This window comes from Micromonospora orduensis, assembly GCF_006228125.1.
Lineage (GTDB): Bacteria > Actinomycetota > Actinomycetes > Mycobacteriales > Micromonosporaceae > Micromonospora > Micromonospora orduensis.
In genome coordinates this window covers 1-24,093 of record NZ_VDFY01000100.1, presented here as the reverse complement: position 1 = coordinate 24,093, position 24,093 = coordinate 1, and the positions used below count along the sequence as shown (strand labels likewise).

At 71.4% G+C, this 24,093-nt stretch carries 25 protein-coding genes; 7 read left to right on the top strand and 18 right to left on the bottom strand.

The window, feature by feature from the left end:
- Window positions 1-107 precede the first annotated feature (107 nt).
- Window positions 108-290 carry a ribonuclease gene (locus FHG89_RS06025; protein ID WP_139583356.1) on the top strand — a complete coding sequence of 61 codons (183 nt, stop codon included), beginning with the start codon at window positions 108-110 and terminating at the stop codon, window positions 288-290.
- A 38-nt stretch (window positions 291-328) separates the two neighbouring features.
- On the opposite strand, the gene FHG89_RS06020 is transcribed toward FHG89_RS06025, so the two are convergent.
- The 4 genes from FHG89_RS06020 to FHG89_RS06005 all read right to left on the bottom strand — a co-directional run bounded on the left by FHG89_RS06020 (window position 329) and on the right by FHG89_RS06005 (window position 2,570).
- Window positions 329-685: a VOC family protein gene (locus FHG89_RS06020; RefSeq protein ID WP_139583355.1), complete on the bottom strand. Its 357-nt coding sequence runs from the start codon at window positions 683-685 to the stop codon at window positions 329-331.
- Window positions 686-785: 100 nt separating this feature from the next.
- On the bottom strand, window positions 786-1,325 hold the full coding sequence (locus tag FHG89_RS06015) for an RBBP9/YdeN family alpha/beta hydrolase (protein WP_208760873.1): 540 nt from the start codon (window positions 1,323-1,325) through the stop codon (window positions 786-788).
- 79 nt (window positions 1,326-1,404) lie between these two features.
- Window positions 1,405-2,049: an alpha/beta fold hydrolase gene (locus FHG89_RS06010; RefSeq protein ID WP_139583354.1), complete on the bottom strand. Its 645-nt coding sequence runs from the start codon at window positions 2,047-2,049 to the stop codon at window positions 1,405-1,407.
- An 80-nt stretch (window positions 2,050-2,129) separates the two neighbouring features.
- Window positions 2,130-2,570 carry a hypothetical protein gene (locus tag FHG89_RS06005; protein ID WP_139583353.1) on the bottom strand — a complete coding sequence of 147 codons (441 nt, stop codon included), beginning with the start codon at window positions 2,568-2,570 and terminating at the stop codon, window positions 2,130-2,132.
- Window positions 2,571-2,623: 53 nt separating this feature from the next.
- On the opposite strand from FHG89_RS06005, the gene FHG89_RS06000 reads away from it, so the two are divergent.
- Complete coding sequence (locus FHG89_RS06000; RefSeq protein WP_244295200.1) at window positions 2,624-2,911, top strand: hypothetical protein; 288 nt, start codon at window positions 2,624-2,626, stop codon at window positions 2,909-2,911.
- A 56-nt stretch (window positions 2,912-2,967) separates the two neighbouring features.
- Here FHG89_RS06000 and FHG89_RS05995 read toward each other — a convergent pair whose 3' ends face one another.
- Window positions 2,968-3,264 (bottom strand): DUF6582 domain-containing protein, encoded by a 297-nt coding sequence (locus FHG89_RS05995; protein WP_139583352.1) that lies wholly within the window; start codon window positions 3,262-3,264, stop codon window positions 2,968-2,970.
- A gap of 155 nt (window positions 3,265-3,419) precedes the next feature.
- Here FHG89_RS05995 and FHG89_RS05990 point away from each other — a divergent pair, with 155 nt between their 5' ends.
- From FHG89_RS05990 to FHG89_RS05975, 4 genes are all read left to right on the top strand, one after another.
- A complete protein-coding gene (locus FHG89_RS05990) occupies window positions 3,420-4,394 on the top strand; it encodes an RNA polymerase subunit sigma-70 (RefSeq protein ID WP_139583351.1) in 975 nt (324 codons plus the stop codon).
- Window positions 4,395-4,399: 5 nt separating this feature from the next.
- The gene (locus tag FHG89_RS33580) at window positions 4,400-5,128 is read left to right on the top strand and encodes a DUF6069 family protein (protein WP_139583350.1); all 729 of its coding nucleotides are present in this window, start codon (window positions 4,400-4,402) and stop codon (window positions 5,126-5,128) included.
- Window positions 5,129-5,202: 74 nt separating this feature from the next.
- Complete coding sequence (locus FHG89_RS05980; RefSeq protein ID WP_139583349.1) at window positions 5,203-5,646, top strand: OsmC family protein; 444 nt, start codon at window positions 5,203-5,205, stop codon at window positions 5,644-5,646.
- Window positions 5,647-5,786: 140 nt separating this feature from the next.
- Window positions 5,787-7,079: a GAF domain-containing protein gene (locus FHG89_RS05975; RefSeq protein ID WP_139583348.1), complete on the top strand. Its 1,293-nt coding sequence runs from the start codon at window positions 5,787-5,789 to the stop codon at window positions 7,077-7,079.
- 34 nt (window positions 7,080-7,113) lie between these two features.
- On the opposite strand, the gene FHG89_RS05970 is transcribed toward FHG89_RS05975, so the two are convergent.
- The 11 genes from FHG89_RS05970 to FHG89_RS05920 form a co-directional block, all read right to left on the bottom strand.
- A complete protein-coding gene (locus FHG89_RS05970; protein ID WP_208760872.1) occupies window positions 7,114-7,917 on the bottom strand; it encodes a class I SAM-dependent methyltransferase in 804 nt (267 codons plus the stop codon).
- Window positions 7,918-7,949: 32 nt separating this feature from the next.
- Window positions 7,950-8,723 carry an ABC transporter ATP-binding protein gene (locus FHG89_RS05965; RefSeq protein ID WP_139583347.1) on the bottom strand — a complete coding sequence of 258 codons (774 nt, stop codon included), beginning with the start codon at window positions 8,721-8,723 and terminating at the stop codon, window positions 7,950-7,952.
- Window positions 8,723-9,466, bottom strand: coding sequence for an ABC transporter ATP-binding protein (locus FHG89_RS05960; RefSeq protein WP_139583346.1), 744 nt, complete (start codon window positions 9,464-9,466; stop codon window positions 8,723-8,725). Before FHG89_RS05960 ends, FHG89_RS05965 begins: the two co-directional genes overlap by 1 nt.
- Window positions 9,463-10,485 carry a branched-chain amino acid ABC transporter permease gene (locus FHG89_RS05955; protein WP_167517350.1) on the bottom strand — a complete coding sequence of 341 codons (1,023 nt, stop codon included), beginning with the start codon at window positions 10,483-10,485 and terminating at the stop codon, window positions 9,463-9,465. Before FHG89_RS05955 ends, FHG89_RS05960 begins: the two co-directional genes overlap by 4 nt.
- A complete protein-coding gene (locus FHG89_RS05950; protein WP_244295202.1) occupies window positions 10,482-11,372 on the bottom strand; it encodes a branched-chain amino acid ABC transporter permease in 891 nt (296 codons plus the stop codon). The genes FHG89_RS05955 and FHG89_RS05950 overlap by 4 nt, the downstream gene beginning before the upstream one ends.
- Window positions 11,373-11,374: 2 nt before the next feature.
- Window positions 11,375-12,568: an ABC transporter substrate-binding protein gene (locus tag FHG89_RS05945; RefSeq protein WP_139583343.1), complete on the bottom strand. Its 1,194-nt coding sequence runs from the start codon at window positions 12,566-12,568 to the stop codon at window positions 11,375-11,377.
- Window positions 12,569-12,620: 52 nt separating this feature from the next.
- On the bottom strand, window positions 12,621-13,025 hold the full coding sequence (locus tag FHG89_RS05940) for a roadblock/LC7 domain-containing protein (protein ID WP_139583342.1): 405 nt from the start codon (window positions 13,023-13,025) through the stop codon (window positions 12,621-12,623).
- A gap of 16 nt (window positions 13,026-13,041) precedes the next feature.
- A complete protein-coding gene (locus tag FHG89_RS05935; protein WP_139583341.1) occupies window positions 13,042-15,432 on the bottom strand; it encodes a sensor histidine kinase in 2,391 nt (796 codons plus the stop codon).
- Between the two features lie 252 nt (window positions 15,433-15,684).
- Window positions 15,685-16,164, bottom strand: a complete 480-nt coding sequence (locus FHG89_RS05930) for a helix-turn-helix transcriptional regulator (RefSeq protein ID WP_139583340.1) — start codon at window positions 16,162-16,164, stop codon at window positions 15,685-15,687.
- A gap of 255 nt (window positions 16,165-16,419) precedes the next feature.
- Window positions 16,420-17,718, bottom strand: coding sequence for a cytochrome P450 (locus tag FHG89_RS05925; RefSeq protein WP_139583339.1), 1,299 nt, complete (start codon window positions 17,716-17,718; stop codon window positions 16,420-16,422).
- 558 nt (window positions 17,719-18,276) lie between these two features.
- Complete coding sequence (locus FHG89_RS05920; RefSeq protein WP_208760871.1) at window positions 18,277-20,631, bottom strand: AbfB domain-containing protein; 2,355 nt, start codon at window positions 20,629-20,631, stop codon at window positions 18,277-18,279.
- Between the two features lie 187 nt (window positions 20,632-20,818).
- Between FHG89_RS05920 and FHG89_RS05915 the strand changes: the two genes are divergently transcribed.
- Window positions 20,819-21,835, top strand: a complete 1,017-nt coding sequence (locus FHG89_RS05915; RefSeq protein WP_139583338.1) for a LacI family DNA-binding transcriptional regulator — start codon at window positions 20,819-20,821, stop codon at window positions 21,833-21,835.
- A gap of 3 nt (window positions 21,836-21,838) precedes the next feature.
- Here FHG89_RS05915 and FHG89_RS05910 read toward each other — a convergent pair whose 3' ends face one another.
- Together FHG89_RS05910 and FHG89_RS05905 are read right to left on the bottom strand one after the other, a co-directional pair.
- Complete coding sequence (locus tag FHG89_RS05910) at window positions 21,839-23,347, bottom strand: family 43 glycosylhydrolase (protein WP_139583337.1); 1,509 nt, start codon at window positions 23,345-23,347, stop codon at window positions 21,839-21,841.
- Between the two features lie 134 nt (window positions 23,348-23,481).
- Window positions 23,482-23,754 carry a hypothetical protein gene (locus tag FHG89_RS05905; RefSeq protein ID WP_139583336.1) on the bottom strand — a complete coding sequence of 91 codons (273 nt, stop codon included), beginning with the start codon at window positions 23,752-23,754 and terminating at the stop codon, window positions 23,482-23,484.
- Window positions 23,755-24,093 lie beyond the last annotated feature (339 nt).

Genomic DNA, 24,093 nt, shown 5'->3' with positions numbered 1-24,093 from the left:
GCCGCCGGCTTTGCGGATCTCGCTGACAGGAGTCCTCGGACCGCAGGTGCCGGCCCAGGCGCGCCAGTGACCGTTTGCTGGTGCCTCCGGAGGGTAGATGTGGTGCTATGACCACCCCTGAGCAGAGTCAGCAGGAGAGGGCCCTGGAAACCGGCCAGGTGTACCAGGACGCCGAGGGTCGCCGGACGACGGACCCGGGGACCGGGGCCGCGCACGCCGACAGCGAAGCCGACCGCAACGCGGAACATCTGAGGCGGGGCGAGGTCGGGCCGCGCGTCCCGGAGGAGTAGCCCTCGGGCTGGTCGGTGCGGTCGCGACCCCGACGCCGTCAGTCGTAGTGCTGGACCAGGCAGAACTCGTGATCCTCGGGGTCGGCCATGACGACGACCACGCCCTCGTCATAGTCGTGCCGTTCGCCGGTGAACCGGCCGCCGAGATTGATGACCGTCGTCATCGCCTCGTCGATGTCGTCGACGGTGACGTCGAGGTGTAACCGCACCTTGCCCGTTCGCGGCTCCGGCACCTGCTGGAACACCAGTCGTGGCTGAGGGTCGCCTCGCTCGCCGAGGTAGACCCAGCCCTTTCGCGACGGACCGGGCTCGCGACCGAGCAGTCCGCTCCAGAACCGGGCCACCCTCTCGGGGTCGACGCAATCGATCGTGACACCGGACCAGACGTTCGCCACGTACTGATTGTGGCAGTGCGCCGTCCGACGTCGCGACCGGCGACGTCCCCCGGACGCGACGACGGGGACCGGCCGGCCTGGCCCGCGGAGCGGGCACACGTCAGGGGATGAGTCGGTCGAGCAGCTCGAACCGCTCGTACGGCTGGTCGTAGTCGCCGAAGTGCCCGTCGTCGCGCACGATCTGGGTGCCGCCGAGCCGCTCGAACATGGCGCGTCCCTGGCGCTCGTCGCAGCCGTACGGATCCTCGCGGGAGTTGATGAAGGAGATGTCCCGCACGTGCGACCGGATCGCGGCCCAGTCGTAGCTCTCCTGCAGGACCGGTTCCTCGCTCGTGTTGGGCCGGGTGCAGTAGCCGGCGACCAGGATCGCCTGCGCGACGGTGACACCGACATGCTCCAGGAGCGCCAGGAGGAGCGCGGCGCCGCCGGAGTGACCCACGAGGACGGTGTCCCCGTCGAAGCTGTGCGCGTTCAGCACCTTCGGCAGGAACGTGGCGATCGGCTCGTTGTTGATGCCGGGGTGGTGCGGCACCTCGACGGCGTAGCCCCGGGCCTCCAGCCGCCCCGCCAGCCAGCGATACCAGCACACGTCCGGGTTGCCGCCGGTCCCGTGAAAGATGATCGCCGTACGCGCCACCATGCCCCCTTTTGGATCAACGCTGTCGATCGAACCACGTGGTCTCCGGCCGCCCCTTTCACGGCGGAGCCGCTGGCGCCCGTCAGCGCAGCAGGTAGGCGGTCAGCCGGTCGGCGAGTTGCTTCGGGTGGCTGAGCGCCACGGTGTGGCCCCCGTCGATCTCATCTGGGGTGACCTGGAGCCGGTCGGCGGCGACGCGGCGTTGGAAGGCCGGGAGGAAGAACCGGTCCTCGCGGCCGATGAGGATCTTCGTCGGCACGTCCGGCCAGTCGTCCAGAGGCCACGGCTCGTCCCCTTCGGCACTGACCTGATCCCGGTTGTGCGCGGCTGCCTCCGCGACGATCTCGGCCGGCACGCCGTTGTAGAACTGCTGCTCCTCGCTGAGCCCTTCGGTGCCGTGGTAACCGGTGTTGCTCCACCAGTCTCCGGGCCTCTCGCCGGGCCTCGGGATCATCGGCGTGAGCAGGACGATCAGCCGCACAGGCAGCTCGTCGGCGATCAGGGGTGCGGTGAACGCGCCGTACGACTGTCCGACGACGACGAGGTCGCCCCGTTCGCCGATCGCGTTCACGACCGTCTCGCGGAACTCGGCGAACCCCGCCGACGGGTCCTCGATCGGCAGTTCCGGTACCACCACGTCGTGGCCGCGCCCGGTCAGCTCGGGGACCAGAAGATGCCAGTCCCACGCGCTGCCCCCGCCGCCGTGGATCAGAACGAACGTCGCCATGACCGCAAGCCTCGCAGCCGGGTACGACAGCCTTCCGCGCCCGGTCGCCCACCAGGCCGGTCGCCGGCCGGGACCACCGGTCAGCGACGGCCGGCGGCCAGGGCCACGAGGTACTGCCCGCCACCGGCGTCGACGCTGGCGGTCACCGGCAGGCCGGGCACCAGCCGGGAGAACCGGTCGACCAGCCAGTCCGCCGCCTCCTGGGCGTCCTTCCTGCTCGGGCAGCGGGCGACCAGCTCGCGACCACCCTTGCGGTCGAGCCGTTCGGCGACGGTGATCAGCGGCGCGGGCTCCACCACGTGCAGCCGGTCCGGCCAGGCGATGACCACCTTGACCGCCCCCTTGCGTGAGTTGCAGGCACGGTGGGCGAGCCGCTCGGTGACCTTGGCCTTCCTGTCGGCGGTGCGGCTGTCGACGCTGGGACCACGCGGGTCGTTCACCGAGATGTCGGCGTCGACCGGCTCGTCGCACACCCAGCAACGCCAACCGTCACGCTTCGCCACGTCATCGAGGAGACTCATCCGAGCAAACTAGCCTGTTCGGCGAGCGCGGTCCGGGATAGCCTTTGGCGCATATGGCTACCTATCGCAGCGCCTCAGTGCTTCTCGCCTCCGACGGCACCCGGACCCCCGGCACCGCCGCTCTCTTCGCCGAACCCGCCCGCAGGGGTGGGGTCCCACCCTGGGCAGGTGACTTCCGACCCGCCAACAGCGCCGGCAACGGTCCCAAGAACGCGGTGGGGAAGACCTTCACCCTGGAGCTGCCCGACGGCAGCACCGGCAAGGTCGTGGTCCAGAGCCTCAAGAGCGGAAAGGGGGGCGTCGTCCTGGCGTTGATGGGCGAGGACGCACCTCCCTTCTGACGCCGACGCGCGACGATCCGTGTCCGACGGCACGGCGTACGCGCTGGTCGAGCTGCTCAGTGGGCGGGGTTCGGCGTGTGGGGCCGGCGGCCCAGCTGGTGCCAGTCGGTCTCCACGACGTCGACGCCGTAGTGTGCGGCGGCGGCGAGGATGTTTTGGAACGCCAGATCGCGCTCCTCGTCGTCGACGCCCTGCACCTGGTCGAACCGGGCGACGGCGTTGCGGACGTGAGCCGCGTCGGTAAGCGGTTCCTTGCGCTTGTCGGGAAACGCGAAGACACTCGCCGGCAGCTCGCGCTTCTCCTTCTCGGACAGGGTTCCGTGCTCCTCGTGGGGCTTCCAGGTGGACCTCATCGCCTACCGATACCCATTCGTCACCCGACAGCACCCCGTCGACCGGACATTTCCCCGCCGCCTGTTCCTGCGCGCCGCCGCGCGTGGGTGATGAGTTGTCGCGCCGACGCCCGTCATACCTACGACAGGACGTGACGAGGCGGAAGGATGACGTGATGAGCGCGGATACACAGCTGGGCGAGGTCGACGAGTCGGCGTTCTCGGGGCTGGCGCAGCGGCACCGGCGGGAGCTGCACGTGCACTGCTACCGGATGCTCGGGTCGTTCGAGGACGCCGAGGACACCGTGCAGGAGACGTTCCTGCGGGCGTGGCGGCGGCGGGAGACCTTCGCGGGGCGCTCCACGTTCCGGGCCTGGCTGTACCGGATCGCCACCAACGCCTGCCTGGACCTGCTCGCCAAGCGCCGCCCCGAACCCGCCACCGGCGGGGAGGTGCTGTGGCTGCAGCCGTACCCGGACCGGCTGCTTGACGAGCTGGCCGCCGGTGACGCGGACGAGCCGGAGGCGGTTGCCGTCGCGCGGGAGACGATCGAGCTGGTGTACCTGGTCGCCGTCCAGCACCTCGCGCCGCGCCCGCGGGCCGTGCTGATCCTGCGGGACGTGCTCGGCTGGCCGGCGAGGGACGTCGCGGAGCTGCTCGGAGATTCGGTCAACTCCGTGAACAGCGCGTTGCAGCGGGCCCGTGCCGGGATGCGGGAGCACCTGCCCGCCGAGCGGCAGGACTGGACCGGCGGCGAGGAGGACGCGGGGAGCCGCGAGCTGGTACGCCGCTACACCGCCGCCAGCGTGGCCACGGACATCCCCACGCTGACCACCCTGTTGCGGGACGACGTCCGCTGCTCGATGCCGCCCACCCCGGGTCTGCAGGTCGGCCGCGACGCCGTGGTCAACGACTGGGTCGAGGGTGGCTTCGGGGACATGACGGGACTGCGCGCCGTCCCCACCGCCGTCAACCGGCAACCCGCCATCGCCTTCTACCACTGGCGCGAGCGGGAGGGGGCGTACCTGCCGCTGACCATCGACGTCCTGCGCATCACCGGCGGCGCGATCACCGAGATCACCACCTTCCACGGCGACCAGTTCCCGCGGCTCGGGTTGCCGGAGCGGCTGCCGGCACACGACACCGAGTAGTCCCGGTGTGGACGCTCACGCTGCGCGGCGGCGCACGCGTCGCGGTGGTCGCCGCCCACTGGCGCGACGCGTTCGCCGTGGTCATCCGCGGGCGGGTGCAGCTGGAGCTGCGTGACGGCGAGCCGGGGCCGGTCCTCGGCCGTGACGCCGGGTTCTGGCTCCACGGCACAGGCGTCCGCGCCCTGCGCAACCCCGGCCGTCGTACGGCCAGGGTGCGTGTCGCCACCCCGTGCGGCAGACCTGTCGACACACCCCCGATGCCAGTTACCAACCGTTGGAGATGCGACATGGACAGCACGAATGACACAGTCGTCGCCGCCCCGGTAGCGGGCCGGACCGGCCACCGCATCCGTGGGCTCGCCGGCGTCGGTCTCGCGGCCACGCTGGCCGCGGTGGCGGCCACCACCCTCGCCGCCGCGCTCGCCCGGGCCGTCGGCGTCGACTTCGAGATCCCCGACGGCGGCGAGACGATCCCGCTCTCCGGGTTCGCCGTGGTGACCGGCCTCCTATCGGTCGTCGGCATCCTCATCGCCGTCGCTCTGCTCCGGTGGAGCGCGCGCCCCGCGCAACGGTTCGTCTGGACGGCCGGCACGCTGACCGCGATCTCGCTGGTTCCGCCAGTGCTCTCCGGCGGCGACACCGCCACCGTCACGGCCCTTGTCGCGCTGCACCTCGTCCCGGCGGCGGTGATGATCCCCACCCTGGCGCGGGGCCTGCGCACCCGGACCGGTTGACGATCCGGCAAGCGGGACAACGCGCGGCGCAAGCCGCCAGGTTGGTGGCCGCCGGCCAGGGTAGTTTCCCAGTCATGAGTGACGACACCTTCCGCTCGGTGGAGATCGAGCGCACCAGCGTGGGGAACTACGTCGCGCGGAACGTCCGCGGCGGATCGATGTCGATGGGCACCGGCGAGGACGCCAGCTTCACGCCTGTGGAACTCCTTCTGGCAGCCCTCGGCGGCTGCACCGCGATAGACGTGGACCACATCACCAGCCGCCGGGCCGAGCCGACGCGGTTCTCCGTCGACGTCACCGGCGACAAGGTCCGGGACGAGGCCGGCGGCAACCGGATGCAGAACCTCCGGGTGGAGTTCACCGTGACGTTTCCGCCGGGTCCGGACGGCGACAAGGCCCGCGAGGCGCTGCCCCGGTCGCTGCACCAGTCCCACGACCGGCTGTGCACCGTCTCCCGTACCGTCGAATTGGGCACTTCCGTCTCCATAGTCGAAGCGGGCGACGCCCCTGAAGCGTGACAGGACGCCCCGGCCCACCGCGGGCGACGGGAGGCGGTTTCCCGTAGGTTGGTAGCGCTCGACAACACGGCCGGCCACTGTCATTGGCCGGTGATTCATCGACCACTCCACGTGTCTGCGGATGAGGGACAGGCCACAACATGACGGCGGTATCAGGCCAGCAGCCGACTGCTCCGGATCCGGCGGTCACCCGGCAGGGAGCGGAGGAGGACCTACGGGCGCTGTTCGGGCAGTCCACGGCCCTCTTCGCGTCGCTTGCCGGGCCGGCACACCTGGTAGAGACGGCCAACCCGACGTTCTTCGCCAGCATCGGCGAAGAACGGGCACGCACCGGCGTCGCGCTCGCGGACCTGATGCCCGAACTGGCCGGTCAGGACTTCGTCGCTCTGCTGGACCAGGTCTACCGCACGGGTGAGCCCGACACCGGCCGTGACGTCCGGGTCGTACTGGGCAGCGGCCCGTACACGCGGGAGACGTTCTTCGACTTCACCTGCGAGCCACGCCGCGACGCCGTCGGCAACGTGATCGGTATTCGTCTGCTCGGCGTGGAGACCACCCAGGTCAAGCACGCCCAACGGCTGATGGTCGAACACCGCGCCCTGCTGGAGCAGATCGCCCGCCAGGCACCCCTGACCGAGGTGCTCGACGGGATGGCCAGCTGTATCGAGAACCTCGCGCCGCGGGAGGTGCTCGTCTCCGTACTCCTCGCCGATCCCGACGGCCGGCACCTCCGGCACGGCGCCGCGCCGAGCCTGCCCGACTTCTACAACAAGGCCATCGACGGGATCGCCACCGGCGAAGGTGTCGGCTCATGCGGCACCGCCGCGCACCGGCGGGAGCCGGTCATCGTCACCGACATCGCCACCGATCCCTTCTGGAACGACTTCCGGGACCTGGCCAGCCAGGCCGGACTGGGCGCCTGCTGGTCCACGCCGATCCTGGCCCGCGACGGTGGCCTGCTGGGCACCTTCGCCATGTACCACCGCACCCCGCGCGTCCCGCAGGACGCCGACCTCGCGCTCATCCGCGTCTTCGCCGGCACCGCCGCCCTGGCCATCGAGCGGCACCACATCGAGCAGGCGAAGGCGTCGGCCGAGGCCCGCGCCAAGTCAGCCCATGACGACCTGGCCAGGGCGGTACGCGCGGAACGGGAACTGCGTGCCGAGGCCGAGCAACGCGCCGCCGCCGCCGCGGAACTCGCCGCCCGGGTACGCGCCGCCGCCGCCGCACAGGCCGCCGCGCCGCACCCGGAACGCTGCCAGCTCGGCGGTCCCGCCGGCTGCCCCGCGCCAGCCGAGATAAAGATCGCCGACTCGTGGGGCGACTCGGCGTGGGGCTGCCCCACCCACGTCGAGGAGGCCATCCTCAACGTGCGGTCGGTGTTCATCGCCAACGAGGAACTCGGCGGCCTGGCGGCCTACCTCAACCGCTGACGACTGACGGTCGCGGCTGGGGTGTCGGGTGCTCTCAGCCTCGTAGCCGGCCCCGCGTGGAGACGAAGTGGTACGACATGACGGCGAACGCGGGGTCACGCACCAGTCGCCGGAAGGCGTTCAGCTGGTTGGGCGACAGCCCCGCGGCGAGCAGGTCCGGCTCCAACTGGCGGGAGTTCGTCTCGTAGAGCGAGGTTCCGGTCGAACCGCCGGCCCAGCTCTGCGAGTGGGTGATGGTGTCCAGATCGGTCAGGCCGGCGAGGGCCATCTCGGTGTGCACGTCCTGCGCCCATCCCAGGTCGGCGCCGTGGTCCTCCAGGACGCCCATCATGGCATCCATGACCTGCGCGAAGAGCTTCGCGGCGTCGTCCGTCGGTGCGGTCAGCACCCGCAGCGGCCCGGTGCAGTCGAACTCCTCCACCACGAGCCACCCGCCGGGGGCCAGCGCGCCGGCGAGCGTACGCAGGACCCGTCGTCGATCGGGGAGGTGCAGCAGCACCAGCCGGGCGTGGATCAGGTCGAACGCGTCAGCGGGTGGCGGTTCGGTGCGGACGTCGTGTCGGCGTACGCGCAGGTTGCCGTCGGCCACGAGGTGTGTGGGGTCGATGTCCGTGGCCAGCACGTCGCCGGTGTCGCCGACGGCGCGGGCGATCCGTCGGGCCATCGAGCCGCCGCCCGCGCCGACCTCCCAGCAGGCCGCCCCCGGTCGCAGCACCGGCCGGGCCAGACGGCGTGTGGTGATCGGGTCCAGGAAGGATTCCAGCGCGTGCATCTGTGCGACCGCGTCCGGTGCGCCGTTGTCGAACGTGTACGTGTCGTCGTTGGTGCCGCTTGTCATGGGTGTCTACCTCTTCGGGAAGGTTCGGGTGACTACGGGGTGTCGGCCCAGAGCCGGGGGGCGGGCCGGTTGGCCGGGGGCGGCGCGACGGCAGCGGTGACGCTCAACATCGCCGCCACCGGGGTCGGATCGACGCGGGCCTCGGCAGTCGGTCGGTCGTAGACCACCCGGCCGTACTCCAGGACCGCCACCCGGTCCGCGACCTCGATCGCGTGCTGGAGCTGCTGCTCCACGAGCAGCACGGTCAGACCGTCGGCGGCGAGGGCGCCGATGAGCTCACGGACGCGCGCCGCGAGGTCGGGGGAGAGACCCTCACACGGTTCGTCGAGCAGCAGCACCCGGGGTTGGCCCAGGAGTGCGCGCGCTATCGCCAGCATCTGCTGCTCGCCGCCGGACAGCTCGCAGCCGCGGTGCCGCAGCCGTTCGGCAAGCCTCGGCAGCAGTTCCAGGATCCGAGCCACCGTCCAGCCCTCGCCGCCCGGGGTGGCGGCCCGCCACGGCGCGGCCGCCAGGACCAGGTGTTCGGCCACGGTCAACCGGGAGAAGACCCGCCGGCCCTGTGGCACGAGACCCACCCCGGACTGGGCGATGCGGTGCGGTTGCCGGCCCGCCACGTGTACGCCGCCGATTTCGATGCGACCACTGGAGGCACGCACCAGCCCGGCGATCGTGTGCACGAGCGTGCTCTTGCCCGCGCCGTTGCGTCCCACCACGGCCTGGATGCTGCCGGGGCGTACCCGCAGGCTGACCTCGTGCAACACGATCCCCCCGGCGTAGCCGGCGCACAGGCGGTCCACACTCAGCATCAGGCCACCCCGTCGGCGTAGGCCTGCCGCACCAGCGGCGAGGTACGGATCTCGTCAGGTGTACCGGCGGCCAACCGCTGGCCGTCGCGGAGCACGGTGACCGTGTCGGCGAGGGCGTACACCAGGTCCAGTCGGTGTTCGACGAGCAGCACGGCGACCGCGCGGGGCAGCGCCCGCAGCAGCTCGACCAGCCGGCCGACCTCGGTGGCGGACAGCCCGGCCGCCGGTTCGTCGAGCAGCAGCAGGCGGGGGCGACCGGCAAGGGCCATCGCGATCTCCAACTGGCGTCGTTGCCCGTGTGCGAGGTGCCCGGCGGGCACCGATGCGACGTCGGCGAGGCCCATCTGCTCCAGCAGCGGACCCGCCCGGTGTTGCGCGGCGCGCCGGCGTCCGCCGGGCCGCCACCTGCGCTGTGGGATGACCCGCGGCAGCGCGGCCACCACGACGTTCTCCGTCGCGGTGAGCGTCGAGAAGACCGCCGGTCGCTGGTGTATCCGGTTGATGCCCCGTCGGGCCCGTGCCGCCGGGCCGAGCCGGCCGACGTCCCGTCCGCCGAACACCACAGTGCCGCGCTGCGGCCTCGTGGCGCCCGCGATCACGTTGAGAAGGGTCGTCTTGCCGGCTCCGTTGGGGCCGATCAGCGCGTGCCGCTGGCCGTCGTGGATGGACAGGTCGACGCCGGCGAGCGCGGCGAGCGAGCCGTAGCGCACCTGGACGTCCCGGGCGTCGAGTAGCGGGGTCATGTGCGTAACTCCGGTGCTGCCCCAGCGTGCTCGCGCACGGCCGGCCGGTCCGGGTGGACCGGCGGGACGTCCGTCGGGCGCGGTCTGAGCCGTGCCCGGTCGACGCCGGAGGGCAGCAGGTAGACCGTCGCCACGAACAGCGCCCCCAGCACCAGCGGCGCGTGGCCGGGCAGCACCCCGAACAGCCAGTCCCGGGCGGCGATGACGAGCGCCGCGCCCACCAGGGCGCCGCCGACCGAGGCGGTGCCACCGATGACGACCCCGAGCAGCAGCAGCGCGGACGTGTCGAAGCCGAAGTCGGCGGGGGAGATGTACTGCTGGGCGACGACGAGCAGCGAGCCGGCGGCACCGGCGATCGCTCCGGCGGCGACGTGCGCGCCGGACACCAGGAGGGGCACCCGGTGCCCGCTGGCCCGCAGCCGCGTCTCGTCGTCGCGGCCGGCGCGCAGCAGCAGCCCGGCTCTGGTACGCAGCAGCAACAGCACCGCGCCGACAAGCGTGGCCGCGACGACCAGCGTGTACAGGTAACGCGCCTGATCGGTGGCGAGCACCGGCAGGCCCCAGAACGGGCGGACCGCCGGGATGCCGGCCAGCCCGTCCGTGCCACCGGTCACCGACCGCCACCGGCCGAGGACGGTCACGACGAGTTCACCGACCGCCAACGTGATCATCAGGACGATCACCCCCCGGGCGTGGACGACGAGCGGCACCGTCAGCGCGGCCAGCGCCGCCCCGGCACCCGCCGCGACCGCCACCTGTACGACGCCGACGTCGGAGATCCGGCTACCGAGCACCGCGCAGGCGTAGGCGCCCGCCGCGTACGGCGCGGTCTGGCCGAGGGTCGGCATGCCCGCGACGCCGGTGAGCAGTGCCACGCTCACCCCGACCAGGGCCAGCGCCAGCGTCCGGGCCAGGATCGCCGTGGTGTAGTCGTCGACCACCCAGGGCGCCACGACCAGGCCCACCAGGACGAGCGCCGCGACGCCGCCGCGGCCCCACCGGATCACCTCGTTCCTCACGTCGTCCTCCACCTGGTGGCCAGGCCACGTGCCCGCACGGCCAGCACCGCCGCCATGGCGGCGAACAGCAGGAACGGCGCGGCGGACGGCAGCAACGCCACCCCCAACGTCTGGATCTCGCCGATCGCGAGCGCGGCCAGCAGCGTGCCCGCCATCGACCCGAGACCACCGAGGACCACGACCACCAGGGACAGCAGCAGCACTGTGTCGGCGGTGTCCGTGCCGGGGCCGATGATCGGCGCGCCCAGGACGCCGGCCGCGCCGGCCAACGCGCCGGCGGCGGCGAGCACACCGGCACGGATCCGGGTGGGACTCACACCCATGCAGGCGACCATCTCCGGGTCGTCGACGGCCGCCCGGACGAGCATCCCGGCCCGGGTACGCCGCACCACGAGGTAGAGCGCGGCGGAGATCACCGCCGCGACCACGATGAAGACGAGCCGGTACGCGGCGTACCGGTGGCCGGCGACCACCACCGACCCGTCCAGCGCGGCCGGCACCCGGACCCGCGGATCGTCGGGTCCGAAGCCGGCGACGAGCAGGCTGCCGCCGGCCAGAGCCACCCCGAAGGTCAGCAGCGCCTGGGTCAGGTGGTTGCCGGTGGCGACCGGTGTGAGCAGTCCGGCCAGCAGCACGCCCGCCGCGGCGGCGGCGAGCACACCGACCGCCAGCGCCAGCGCCAGGCTCGCCCAGCCGCCGTCGAGCAGCGCCGCCGCGGTGTACCCACCGATCGCGTAGAGCATCCCGTGCGCCAGGTTGAGGATGTTGGCGACGCCGAAACAGAAGACCAGACCCGAGGCGGCGACGAAGACGAGCAGCCCGTAGGCGACCCCGTCCAGCGCTGGGATCAGGTACGGGTCGATCCGGTTCGGGCCGGCCGCCACCATGATCACCGGCCGACGGTCGCGAGGTCACCCACGACGGTGTTGGACAGCGCCCGCCCGTCCTGACGGACCTGGCGCAGGTACCACTTCTGCACAGGTGAGTGCGTGGTGGTGGAGAACTGCCAGGTGCCGCGCGGGCTGGCGATCTGACCGAGCTGCGCGATGGCCGCGTTGATGGCCTCCGGAGTCGGGTCGCTGCCGGCGGCGCCGATCGCCCGGTCCAACACCGCCGCCGCGTCGTACGAGGCGAGCGCGTACGTGGTCGGGGAACCGTCGTGCTTGGCCTTCCACGCTGCCACGAAGGCGCGGTTCTCCGCGTTGTCGAGGTCCGGCGAGTAGTTGAGCACCGAGTAGATGTCCCGGGCCGCCTCGCCCTGCGCGTTGAGCACACCGCCCTCGGTGAGGAAGCCGGCCGCGTACAGCGGGACGTCCTTGATCTCGGACTGCGCGTACTGCTTGACGAAGTCGACGGCGGCGCTGCCGGCGTAGAACGTGTAGACGGCGGCCGCGCCCGAGGCCTTGATCCGGGCGAAGTACGGGGTGAAGTTGGTGGTGGCCGGGAACGGGGTGAAGGTGGTCTTGCCGTCCGCGTTGGCGAGCTTCCCGCCGATCTTGGTGAAGGCGTCGGTGAAGCCGCGCAGCTCGTCCCAGCCGCCCTGGTAGTCCGGCCCGATGGCGTACACGGAACCCTTCACGTTGTCCCGAACGTGCTGGGCGATGGCCGCCCCGGGTTCGTCGGAGAGGTACGAGGTGTGCCAGACCCGGGAGACGTCCTTGAGTTCCGGCCGGCCGTTGGAGCCGACGAGGGGCACCTTGGTCTCGTTGAGCAGGGGGGTGACCCCGGCGACGGAGCCACCGCCGACGATGCCGGTGAGCGCGGACACCCGGTCCTGCTTGAGCAGCTTGGTCGCCGCCGGCACGGCGGTCTGGGCGCCGTTGCCCTCGTCCGCGACGACGAGGTCGACCTGTCGACCGCCGAGCTTGCCGTCGTGGGTGTCCAGGTAGAGCTGGAAGCCGTCGCGGATCTCCGTACCGACTGCCTGGTACGTCCCGGACAGCGATGCGAGCAGTCCGATCTTTATCGATCCGCCGGCGCTCGTGCCTGTCGCGTCGTCACCGCAGGCCGAGCTGGCGGTCAGCACGGTCGCGAGCAGCGCGGCGGTGAGGGCACGGCTGTGCCAGGGGGTGGTGAGAGGCATGTCCTACTCCAGGGGAAGGGGAAGGGTCTCCGGCGTGGGGGCGCCGGGGTGGTCAGCGGCTGCGGGCGAGAGCCGCGCGGGCCGCGGGGGTCAGGGTGTCCCCGATGCGGTTGGCCAGCTCGGTCATCTCGTACGACACCTTGCCCACGTCGCACTCGGGCGCGGCGAGCACCAGCAACGAGGCGCCGTCGTTGAAGGCCATCGAGAACATGAAGCCGCCCTCGAGCTGCGTGACGTTGGAGATCACCGCGCCGGCGTCGAAGAACGCCGCGGCGCCGCGCAGCAGGCTGACCAGACCGCTGCCGGTCGCGGCGAGCTGGTCGGCCCGGTCCGGTGGCAGGTCGCGGGTGGCGGCGACCATCAGGCCGTCGCTGGAGATCGCGATCGCATGGCTGACCTCGGTCGCGCGCGCGGCGAAGTTGTCCAGCAGCCAGCCGAGATCCTGTTGGTCGGTCACGTGCTCTCCTGTCGCGTCAGTTGTTGCCGAGATTGACCGGGGTGCGCCGTCGGGTCGCCACGCCCCGGGCGTACGCGGCCATCGCCGTGGCCACCTGGGCCGGGTCGCGGTACTCCGACCGTTGCTGCTGCTGCGGCACCGTCACGCCACCGGGCACGAGATGCCGCTGTGGCTGCCGCTTGGGCAGGCCGGACGTGGTGGTCGTGGCGACCTCCGGAGCGTGCGCGCGGGCCGCGGTGCGCCAGGCGTCGTCGGCCGGACCGGCCCATTCCCGCCCGTCCTGCCCGTCGACGACATCGGCGTGGAACCAGTGGTTGACCTGTTCGAAGATGAGCAGCTCCTCGGTGGGCGCGTCCCCCCGGTCCGGGGGCGGGGGAGTCGGTCGGAACACCGGCGCCGCGGGCAGGGTCCGTTCGGCCGGTGGGCGTCCGGCGGTGGGTTCGGGGCGCGGCTGGTACGGCGGTGGAGGGCCGGCGGTCCGGGCCGCACGCCGGGACAGGCGACCGGGGGCGAGCAGGTACTCCTCCGGAGGCAGGGATCGGATCATCGCGGCGGGCAGTGTCGCCTCGGCGAGGATGCCCCGCCGGGGGCCGCGCCGCAGTTGGACGGTGGCGCCCAACCGGGCAGCGAGGTGACCGACGACGACGAGCCCCATCGCCCGTACGGCGGCGACGTCGATGGCCGGTGGGTGGGCCAGCAGCTCGTTGAGCTGTTCCATCCGCTGCGGGGACAGCCCGACACCCTCGTCGCTGATCTGGATGATGACGCGGTCGCCCAGGCTCCGGCCGCTCACCCAGGTCTCGCTTCCCGGCGGCGAGTACGTCGTCGCGTTGTCCATGAGTTCGGCGAGCAGGTGTACGACCTCGTCGACGGTCTTGGCCGCCACGGCGACGTCGCCGTCGATCATGCCGAGCCGGATCCGGGCGTAGTGCTCGATCTGCGACAGCGCCGCCTGGAGCACCTGTTGCAGTGGGACGTCATGCTGTCGTACGCGGCCGACACCGACGCCGCCGAGCACCAGCAGGCTGGCGTTGATCCGTCCCATCCGGGTCGCCAGATTGTCCAGTGTGTACAGCTGGTGCAGCCGGTCGGGATCGGTCTCGTCCCGTTCGACCAGGTCGACCTGGGCCAGGACGGCGTCGACGAGTCGCTGTTCGCGGCGGCTCAGGTGGATGAAGATGTCGGCGGTGTTGGCGCGCATCACGGCCTGTCCGGCGGCGGTCCGGACGGCGGCCCGGTGCACGGCGCTGAACGCCTGGCCCAGCTCGCCGATCTCGTCGTCGCTGGACGCGTCGAGCGCTGCGGTGGACTGCTGGCGGGCCAGCTCGTCCGGGTCGACGGCGGCGCTGCCCGGCTGTTGGAGCTGGGCCACCACGGCGGGGAGCTGTTGGAATGCGACAGCGTTGGCGGCGTCCCGCAGGCGGCGCAGTCGCCTGGTGATCTGCCGGGCGACTGCCCAGGTCACCAGCGCGGTCAGCACCAGGGCCAGGAGGACGCCTACCGCTTCTGCCACGGCCCGGCGGCGCTGGTCGGCGTGCGCGGCCCGGACGTCGTCGAGCACCGCGGCGTCGACGCGTGCCCGCAGGTCGGACAGGCGGGCGGCACGGGCCTGCGTGGTGGACACCCAGGCCGCGGTCGCCAGCCGCAGTGGTGTCCCGGGTTGTGCTCGGGACACGTCGTCCTGCATCCGTTGCAGCGCGAGCGCCTCCTTGCCGGTGCCGGCCTGCTCCCACCAGGTGCTCCAGTCCGGTGGGGCCAGGGCCAGGAACGACAGGCTCGACTCGGTGTAGCTCGTCCGGGCCGCGGTGATGTCCTGCTGCATGGCCGGGGTGAGTTCGCCCGCCACGACCGCGCGGAGCACGGCGACCTGCTGCTGGCCGATCGCCTCGGCCGTCTTCGACAGCGCCGCCGAGGCCCGGATCCCGTCGGCGAGTTGGGCGTTGACCACGCCGTGCGAGACGTTCTCCCGAAGGTTGATCAGGTCGGCGATCGCGATGCGGTAGCTGAAGGTCATCGCCGACACCGAGGCGTGCGCCGCGGTGCGGACCTGGGTGCGCAGCGGGGCGAGGCCGTCCAGGGCGGCGTCGATGCGGCGCAGGAGTGACTGGTTGGCGGTGGCGGCGGCGGGCAGCAGGTCACGTTGCCGGCGGTAACGGGCGGCGGCGTCGTCGGTGGCGGCCATCTCCACTCCGAACGCGTCCTGCTGTTCCGGCGCGGCGTAGGTGAGCAGGTCGGCCGCGGCGATGCGTTCGCGTTGCAGACGGTAGGCCAGGTCACCGGCCTCGGCGCCGACCTGTGCCAGGATCCGCAGGTCGGCGGCGCGGCCCGTCTGGCGGGCGCTCTCGGTCAGCGCGAGGCTGGCGAAGCCGATCACGGCGACGAGCGGTGCCGCGACGATGAGGCGCATCCGACCGGCTATCTTCCAGCCGCGCCGGCGGGTCGGGTAGGGTCGGGCCTCGTGGGACCTCGTGCTCGACGCCAAGATTGACTCCCACGACTCGTCGATGACGGTCTATCCGCACCTTGCCAAATGCAAGTCCCATTCGGCCGGAAGCGGCGCTCGTAGGCCAGACCTGGCCGTGGTACAAACTGCCCGTACCAGCATCTGTACCCAGCGTCAGCGAGCGGTGACAGCGCGCGGCGTCACGGGATCACGAGGTCAGCGCTGGTCGCTGCGGGGTCCGGTCGGCGCGTCGCGCTCGCGGTCGTCCGGTTCGGGTTGGCCGTTGAGGACCTGGCCGATCAGCTCGCGCAGCTCGTCGATGGCGTCCACCACCGCACCCGGGTCGCTGGCGTCACGCCGACCGCGCTGACGTGCGACCGGGAGGTCCGGGCGTGCGGGTTCGGAGGATCGCGGACCGCGGCGACCGTCGGCCGCCAGCTGTTCGGCGGCGACCTGCGGCCACAGCGCCGCCAGCAGGCCGTTGGTGTCGAGTACGTCGTCGCAGCGCACCGCGAACTCGTGGCTGCCGAACCGGCGACCCGACTCCACCGCCGCGACCGTCTCCCGGCTGAACCGCACCAGATCCGCCAGCGCCCGCTGGGTCAGGCCCCGTCGGAGGCGGCAGTTGCGCAGTTCCCACCGGAACCGCTCGCTGGCCGCGGGTTGAGCGGAGCTCGACGGCGATGTGTGCTCCATGCGCTCACCTTCGTGGCAACGGGGAATCGGCAGCGGACAGATCAAACGTGTCGCTGCGCCGGGGCAATCATAGAGAGCAATTCTTAACCCAGGACGCGATGGGTGTGAAGACGTTGACCGACATGGATCGCACGGCAAAGCGTGAAAGGTGTGTGCCGGACCCGGTGCGGGCGTCGCGTCGTGGTGGGTGAAGCAGGGGTACGACGTCCGTCCCCGCTCGCGTTCGGATGCGCGATGGCACCTCCCGGTGCGCGCTCACTGTCCGCCGATGTACGCCTCGGCGCCGGCCCCCTCTCGTGTCGCCGGCAGGCCCGCTGGTGCCACGATGTCGATTGTCGCGCTCAACCCGTGATGCGCGCGAAACGCGACATTGGGTTTGTAGGAACGACGGTGACCGGGTGTCAGTCGTAGGCCGGGAATGGCCGCGGCGAGTCGGGTGAGGGCGACCCGGGCCTCAAGCCGTGCCAGTCCCGCTCCGATGCAGAAATGTGGACCGTGGCCGAACGACAGGTGATCCCCGGCGTCGGCCCGGTGCGGGTCGAACCGGTCGGGATGGGCGAACACCGCGGGGTCCCGGTTGGCCGCACCGATCAGCAGCAGGCACCGCGCTCCCGCGGGAATGGTGACCTCTCCCAGCGTGACCTCCCGGCGTGTCACGCGGAGCCAGCCGTCGATGGCGGGCGCGAACCGGAGCGTCTCGGCGACGAACGCGGGGACCAGCCCCGGATCGGCGGCCATCGCCGACCATCGCTGCGGGGTGGACAGGGCCTGGTCGAGGGCGTGGGCGAGCAGCCCGGCGGTCGTTTCGTGGCCGGCGACCAGGAGATTGAAGGCCAGGCTCGCCACCTCGGGCACCGTCAGCACGGCGTCGTCGTCGTCGCGGTAGGTCAGGGCCCGGCTGATGAAGTCGTCCCGCTGGTGTGCGCCGTCCACCCGCTGGCGCACGAGATCCTGGCAGTAGTGCCAGAACTCCAGCAGGCCGCGCGCCAGGCGTACCTGCTCGGCCGGGTCCGGCTGCCCCCAGATGAGAGCGATCTGACCGTCCGCCCACCGTCGGATCCGGGCGATGTCGGCGTCGGGTACGCCGAGGATGTCCAGGACCACGAGCAGGGGAAGCTCGGTGGCGAAATCGGCGACGAGGTCGACCTGGTCGCCCTGGCGGTCGGCCAGCCGGGACACCAGCTGGTCGACCCGGCGGCGGACGATCGCGCCGTACTCGGCCTCGACCCGCTCGGGGGTGTTCGCGAAGGTGGCCCGCAGCGCCCGACGGGTGCGGGGGTGCACCGGGGGGTCCGCGGCGGCCGTCGTGGGCGGCGCGTCGATCTGCGTGATCACGCTCATCGCCTCCGGGCAGACCTCGTAGACCGGTGCGAGGGTGAGGGCGTTGGCGAACGTCGCCACATCGCCGAGAGCCCGCCGGACGTCGGCGTGCCCGCTGATCAACCACACGCCCAGATCTTCGGCGTAGTGCACCCCGTCAGGATCGTCGAGAATGCGTCGCCACAATGTTGCAGGATCGTTGAGATAAGCCCCGGTGAACGGATTCAACCGCATGGAACACCTCCTGATACGCGCGGCGCGAAACCGGCAGTGCGACTATTTGGCGAACGCGTCGATTGGGCCGCCAATGTCGCGCATCTGCCTCTGTCTCTTTACGGTCCGCCGACGGGACGCACAAGTCAAGATTGACGAACATCTACTTGATGAATGGTTGTTTGCGCGCTGCAACGGACGGGTCATTCGCGGCCGCATGCAAGTTGCGAGCCGGTGCTTGCCGGAGTCGGTCGAGTGGGGCGGCACGCGGGGCTCGGGGGGCCGGAAACGACGGGGCAGCGACGAGATCGGACCGCCACACCTGCCTCATGACCGGGAAACGACACCCGCTACGGCAGGTGACGGTGGTCGGTCACACGGAGCCGACGAACTGGCTGACGTGGTAGGCCGTGCCGCGGCCGTCGGGTGTTCCAGCAGCGATGGGACTCCGGCTGGGCACCCCGGAGCAGATCATGGACCGGTCTACGCTCCGCGCCGGACGACCGCGCAGGTTCCGGTCAGGCCGGAAGCTGCGCGGTCGTCAGATGGCGGCGACGACCCGTCGCGGCCTCTGCCGCGTCAGGGCGCCCAGGGGGCGGCGACGGTCCAGGTGCTGTCGGCGGCCCACAACGCCGGCGTGTTGTACGCGTCGCCGCCCGTGCCGTTGCTGAGCCAGACCTCCGAGTTGTAGTGCCGCAGGTACCTACCCCGGAAGTTGTACGACTCCAGTGACACACCCGAGCCGGTCAATCCGACGCGCGCGCACCAGGTGGCGTCGGCGCGCATCAGCGCCGAGCCGTCGTCCGGCGAGTTGCGCACCCGGGAGTTCTGGTGGCGCAGGTACTGCCCGGGGAAGTTGACCGACTCGAACGAGTAGCAGCCGGTACCGGCCAGGCCGGTGCGGATGGTGTACGTGGCGTCGGCCTTGAGCAGGCTGGAGCTCGCGGCGTCGACCACCTCGGTGTAGGCCAGGCTGTCCCGGTGGCGCAGGTAGCGGTTGGTGAAGCCGGGCGTGGTCACCTGCAGGGACCGCCGGGTGTTGACCGGCAGGGCGACGGGCGCCGAGCTGCCGATGGTCTTCGACGCGTTGATGAGCGCGGTGTTGGCGGCGCGGACCCGCGCCTGGTCCATCTTGACGACCTGGCGGTCGTAGGTGAGGAAGCCGTTCAGCTCGCCCTCCAGATCGGTGATCTCGGTGTAGACCGAGGCGCTGAGCCCCTTGCCGAGCATCAGGTTCTGGCTGCCCTGCACCAGCCCGACGTACCGGTCCGTGAGCGCTGTCGAACTGGCCTGCCACTCGTAGGCGAAAAAGCTGCCGTTGGGGCTGTACTCGTGGCCCGGTGTGTGCAGGCCCAGGCCGCCGAACTCACCGAGAACGGCGATCCGGCTGCTCGACGGTACGGGGGAGTCCGGCCCGAGGTAGACGTGCCAGTCGTCGATGTCGCCGTTGCCGGGGTCGCCGAGCGACTGGCAGCAGTTGTGGCCGCTGTGCGGGTTGACCAGGCGCGTCGGGTCCTGGTTCTTGATGTTCTGCGCGACCCGTCGCGTATCGGCGAGGGAACGCTCGCCCCAGCCCTCGTTGTACGGCGTGTAGGCGATCACAGCGGGCGAGCTGCGGTGCTCGTCGACGATCTCGCGCGACTCGGCCTCGAACTGCGCCTGCTGGGCGTCGGTGGGGTTGATGTCCTGCGCGGTCAGCGACGGGATGTCCTGCCAGACCAGCAGGCCGAGCCGGTCCGCGTGGTAGAACCAGCGCTGCGGTTCGACCTTGATGTGCTTGCGCACCATGTTGAAGCCCAGGTCCTTGTGCTTCTGCAGGTCGAAGGCGAGGGCGGCGTCGGTCGGCGCGGTGTAGAGGCCGTCCGGCCAGAAGCCCTGGTCGAGGGTGCCGACCTGGAACACGAACTGGCCGTTGAGCTTGGGACGCAGCACCCCGTTGACCAGGCCGGTGGTGATCTCCCGCATGCCGAAGTAGTGGGTGGTCCGGTCCACGGCGGCACCTGCGCCGTTGCGAAGGGTGACCCGGAGGTTGTAGAGGAACGGGTCGTCGGGCGACCAGCGGCGGGCGTTGGGCACCTGCACGCTGAAGTCGGTGAAGCCGCCGGTGGCCGTACCGACCACTGTGCTTCCGTTCAGCGCCTCGGCGAGCACGCTGTGGCCGCTCACGTCGCCCCTGGTGAAGACCCGGACCCGCAGGGTGTTGGTGGCGAGGTTCGGGTAGACGTCCACGCTGCTGATGGAGGCGGCGGGCACCGGCTCCAACCACACGGTCTGCCAGATGCCCGAGCTGGGGGTGTAGAAGATCCCGCCGGGTGTCTTGGTCTGCTTTCCGATGGCGGGCAGACTGCCGTTCTGCCGCGTGTCGGTGGGGTCCCAGACCTTGACGACGATCTCGTTGGTCCCGGCGGTGAGCTGGGGGGTCACGTCGAAGGTGAACGCGTCGTAGCCACCGGTGTGCGCACCGGCCCGTACGCCGTTGACCCAGACGGTGCTCTGCCAGTCGACGGCGCCGAAGTGCAGCAGGGTCCGCCGACCCGACCAGTTCGCGGGGATGGTGACGGTGCGCCGGTAGAACAGGTAGTTGCGGTTGTCGTTGGCGGCCCGCCCGATGCCGGACAGGGCGCTCTCCACCGGGAAGGGCACGTTGACCCGCTCGGGCAGGTCGGTGCCGAACTGCGGGGCGTCGTCGGTGGACGACTGGCGGAGCTGCCACTCGCCGTTGAGATTGAGCCAGTCCGGCCGAGTCATCTGGGGTCGTGGGTATTCCGGCAGTGGTGTGCCGACCAGGGCCTGGCCGGTCCAGGGGGTGGTCAGTGGCGGCGTCTTGGCCGGCGCGGCGTGCGCCGCCCGGGTTGGCGCGGCGACAACGCCGGCGACCAGGGCGAGGATGAGCAGCAGCGGCAGGGCGGGGCGGGTGGTGACCTGACGTGTCATGCCGTCTCCGGGGGAGAGTCGCCGCGGGCGGTACAGCCATGCCCGAAGCGCGTGGGTGGTGGGCGTCGGGGGACATTGACATCCATCATCGTCTGTATAACGTTATAGAGTCGCGCGGGGCGTCGCGTCAATCCTTGGTCGTCGATGTCAAGCCGGCTCGTCAGTCGAATTCGTGGAGGGTCGGCGGATGGCCGTCAGCCTGAAGGACATAGCCGAACGCGCCGGCGTCTCGCTGGCCACGGTCTCCAACGTGGTCAACGGCTACCGACCGGTGGGGGAGCGGACCCGGCAGCGCGTGCAGCAGGCCGTCGACGAACTCGGGTACAGCCCCAACCTCGGCGCCCGGCACCTCCGTCGCGGGCGCACCGGCCTGATCGCCCTGGCCGTCCCGGAACTGAACAATCCCTACTTCGCCGAACTCGCCGAGATCGCCATCTCCGAGGCCGCCGCGCTCGGCTACACGCTCGTCATGGAGAACACCGCCGCGGACCGGGACGCGGAACTGGCGCTCCTCGGCGGCTCCCGGCGGCACATCATCGACGGCCTGATCCTCAGCCCGGTGCGGATCGGTCGGGAGGAGGTGCTGTCCCGGACCGCCGGCAGCCCGCTCGTGCTGATCGGCGAGGGCGTGTACGACGTACCGCACGATCACATCGCCATCGACAACGTGGCCGCCAGCCACGCGGCGATCCAGCATCTCGTGGCGATCGGTCGCCGCCGGATAGCGTTCATCGGCGCCACGCCGGGTGGCGACCGGCAGTCGGCGCACCTGCGGGTACGCGGCTACCGGGAGGCCCTGGCCGCCGCCGGCCTGCCGTACCGCCCGCGGCTGGTCGCCCGTACCGACGCGTTCGGCCGACCCGACGGCATGCGGGCCATGCGTGAGCTGCTCGCGCTCGGCGACCCGCCGGACGCGGTGTTCGCCTACAACGACCTGGTCGCCATCGGCGCGTTGCGGGCTTTGACCGAGGCCGGTCACCGGGTGCCGCGGGACGTCGCGGTGGTCGGCATCGACGACATCGAGGAGGGTCGGTTCAGTACGCCGACCCTCACCACCATCGCACCGGACAAGCGGGAGATCGGGCGTCTCGCGGTGCGCCGCCTCATCGCCCGCATCGAGGGCACGCAGGTCGCGGCGCCGCTGACCGTGCAGACGCCGTTCCGGCTCGTCCGCCGGGAGAGCACCGGCACTGCGGGCGAGTGACGACTACTCCAGGTGGAAGGTGGCGGAGCCGCGCTCGGCGCTCGTGCCCACCGCCTCCACGTGGAGCAGGCCGTCGCGGTGACGCACGTACCGACCCGGGTAGTTCTGCGACTCCAACGAGAGCCCGGCGCCGTCGGCCAGGCCGGAGCGGCGTTGGAAGCTCGCATCGCCGCCGAACAGGGGCGATCCGTCGCTCTTCTCGACGTACAGGGCGAAGCCCCGGTGACGCAGGTAGTAGCCGGGGAAGTTGGTCGACTCCAGCGACACCGTGCCGCCACCGGCGAGGCCGTTGACGATCCGGAACTGCGAGTCGGCCAGGTTGGCCACGTTCGGCTCGACCCTGGCCCGGTAGTCGTAGTGCCGGATGTAGCTGCTGGCCAGATCATGCGACCGTAGCCGTACCGGTGTGGCTCCGTCGGGCACCGGGATGCCGAAGTTCGGCGTGCCGTCGGCGTTCCAGTACAGCTTCTGGAGCCTGGTCCGCCGGTTCGGATCGTTGAGCGGATCGCCGGTGATGTCCCGGTAGTTGCGGTCGTGATAGACCAGGATGTCACTCTGCCCGTCCTCCGAGACGGTGAACGAGTTGTGGCCGGGGCCGTACTGGCCGGTCGCCGCGTTGCTGGTGAACACCGGAGTGGCGCTCTTGCTCCAGGAGGCGGCGTCGAGCAGGTTCGCGGTGGCGGAGGCGCTCAGCATCCCGAGGCAGTAGTTGGCGTCCGTCGCGCTGGCCGAGTAGGTCAGGAAGAGGCGGCCGTTGCGTTGGACCACCGCGGGGCCCTCGGCGACCCGGTAGCCGCGGGTCTCCCAGTCGTACGTCGGCACGACGAGCCGGGTCACCGCGCCCGTGATCTGCCACGGGTTGGCGCCCATCCGGGCGATGTACACGTTGGAGTTGGTCGAGATGCCCGGCTCCTGCTGCGCCCAGGTCAGATAGCGCACCCCGTTGGCGACGAAGGTCGAGGCGTCCAGGCTGAAGGTGTCCCAGGGGGTCGTGATCCGGCCGCGTTCGGTCCACGACCCGGTCAGCGGGTTCGCGCTCGCGTTCTCCAGGACGTACATCCGGATTCGCCACACGTCGTCGGTCCGGCCCGCGGCGAAGTAGACGTACCACCTGTTGTTTATGAAGTGGATCTCCGGCGCCCAGATGTGGGCGCCCATCTCCCCGTTGGTGTGCCGGTACCAGATCGTCGTCTCCGCCGCCGTCGCGAGCCCTGGCAGCGTGGTGGCACGTCGCAGCACGAGCCGGTCGTACTGCGGCACCGTCGCGGTCATGTAGTAGTAGCCGTCGGTGTGCCTGACGATGTGCGGGTCGGCCCGCTGGTTCACCAGCGGGTTGGTGTAGTTGACCGCCGGTGCGGCGTGCGCAGGCCCGGCCACCGGCAGGCCGGTCGAGACGGCGAGCACCACCAGCAGGGCGGCCAGGACCGGTCGGAGGCGTCGGGAGATTCCGCGACCGGGACGCCCCGGTCCGTCGGCTCGGCGGGTAGCTGGACCGTCCGGGTGCGGTGGCATCTGTCCTCCGGAGGGTGCGGAGCGCGGGCGGGCCGGGAGTCAAGCGGTCTCAGTGTTGGCGCTAACATCGACGGAAGTCAAGATAAGCGCATGACGACGCGCCCCGTCCGGTGTGGACGGGGCGCGTCACCGTGTCAGCCGGAGACCGGCCGGTCCTCATCGACCGTCGGCTCCGCCGCGGTGGCCACCTCGATGCGGGGCGACCGATCCGGCGGGAGGTGAGCGAGGTCGGCGATCACGACAACGTCCACCTCCCCGTCGATCATCGTCTGCTCGACCGTCTCCCACGGTGCCCGAACGATCCCGTTCAACCGGTAGTCGTGTCGGCGAAGGTGGGTGAGGCACGCCGCGACGGCGGGCTCCGACGGCTCGATGTCGGCGGGGATCCAGATAACGGCTATCTCCATGACTTCTCCTGATCAACGTCGTGGACGCGAATGGGTGATCAGGAGGTGCCGTGGCGGGGGAGGGCCCCGCTCCACGGGGCGGCTGGCAGCGCGCATGTCGACGACGGTGACAGCGCGCCCCCGCCATAGGGGCGAGCTGGACGGTGGGCCTTCGGATGTCGACGTGGCGGGATCGGCGCCGCCGGATCCGCCCGCCGCGGTGACGGACGCGAGCGCCCGGACGAGCGCGGGCAGCTCCGGCACGGGATTGGCGGGCGGGGTGGTGGGCGCCGGCGCGGTGCCGGCGGCGTCGCTGACCGCGTTCCAACCGGCGCCCGACCGGCCCGGGCGGGGGACACC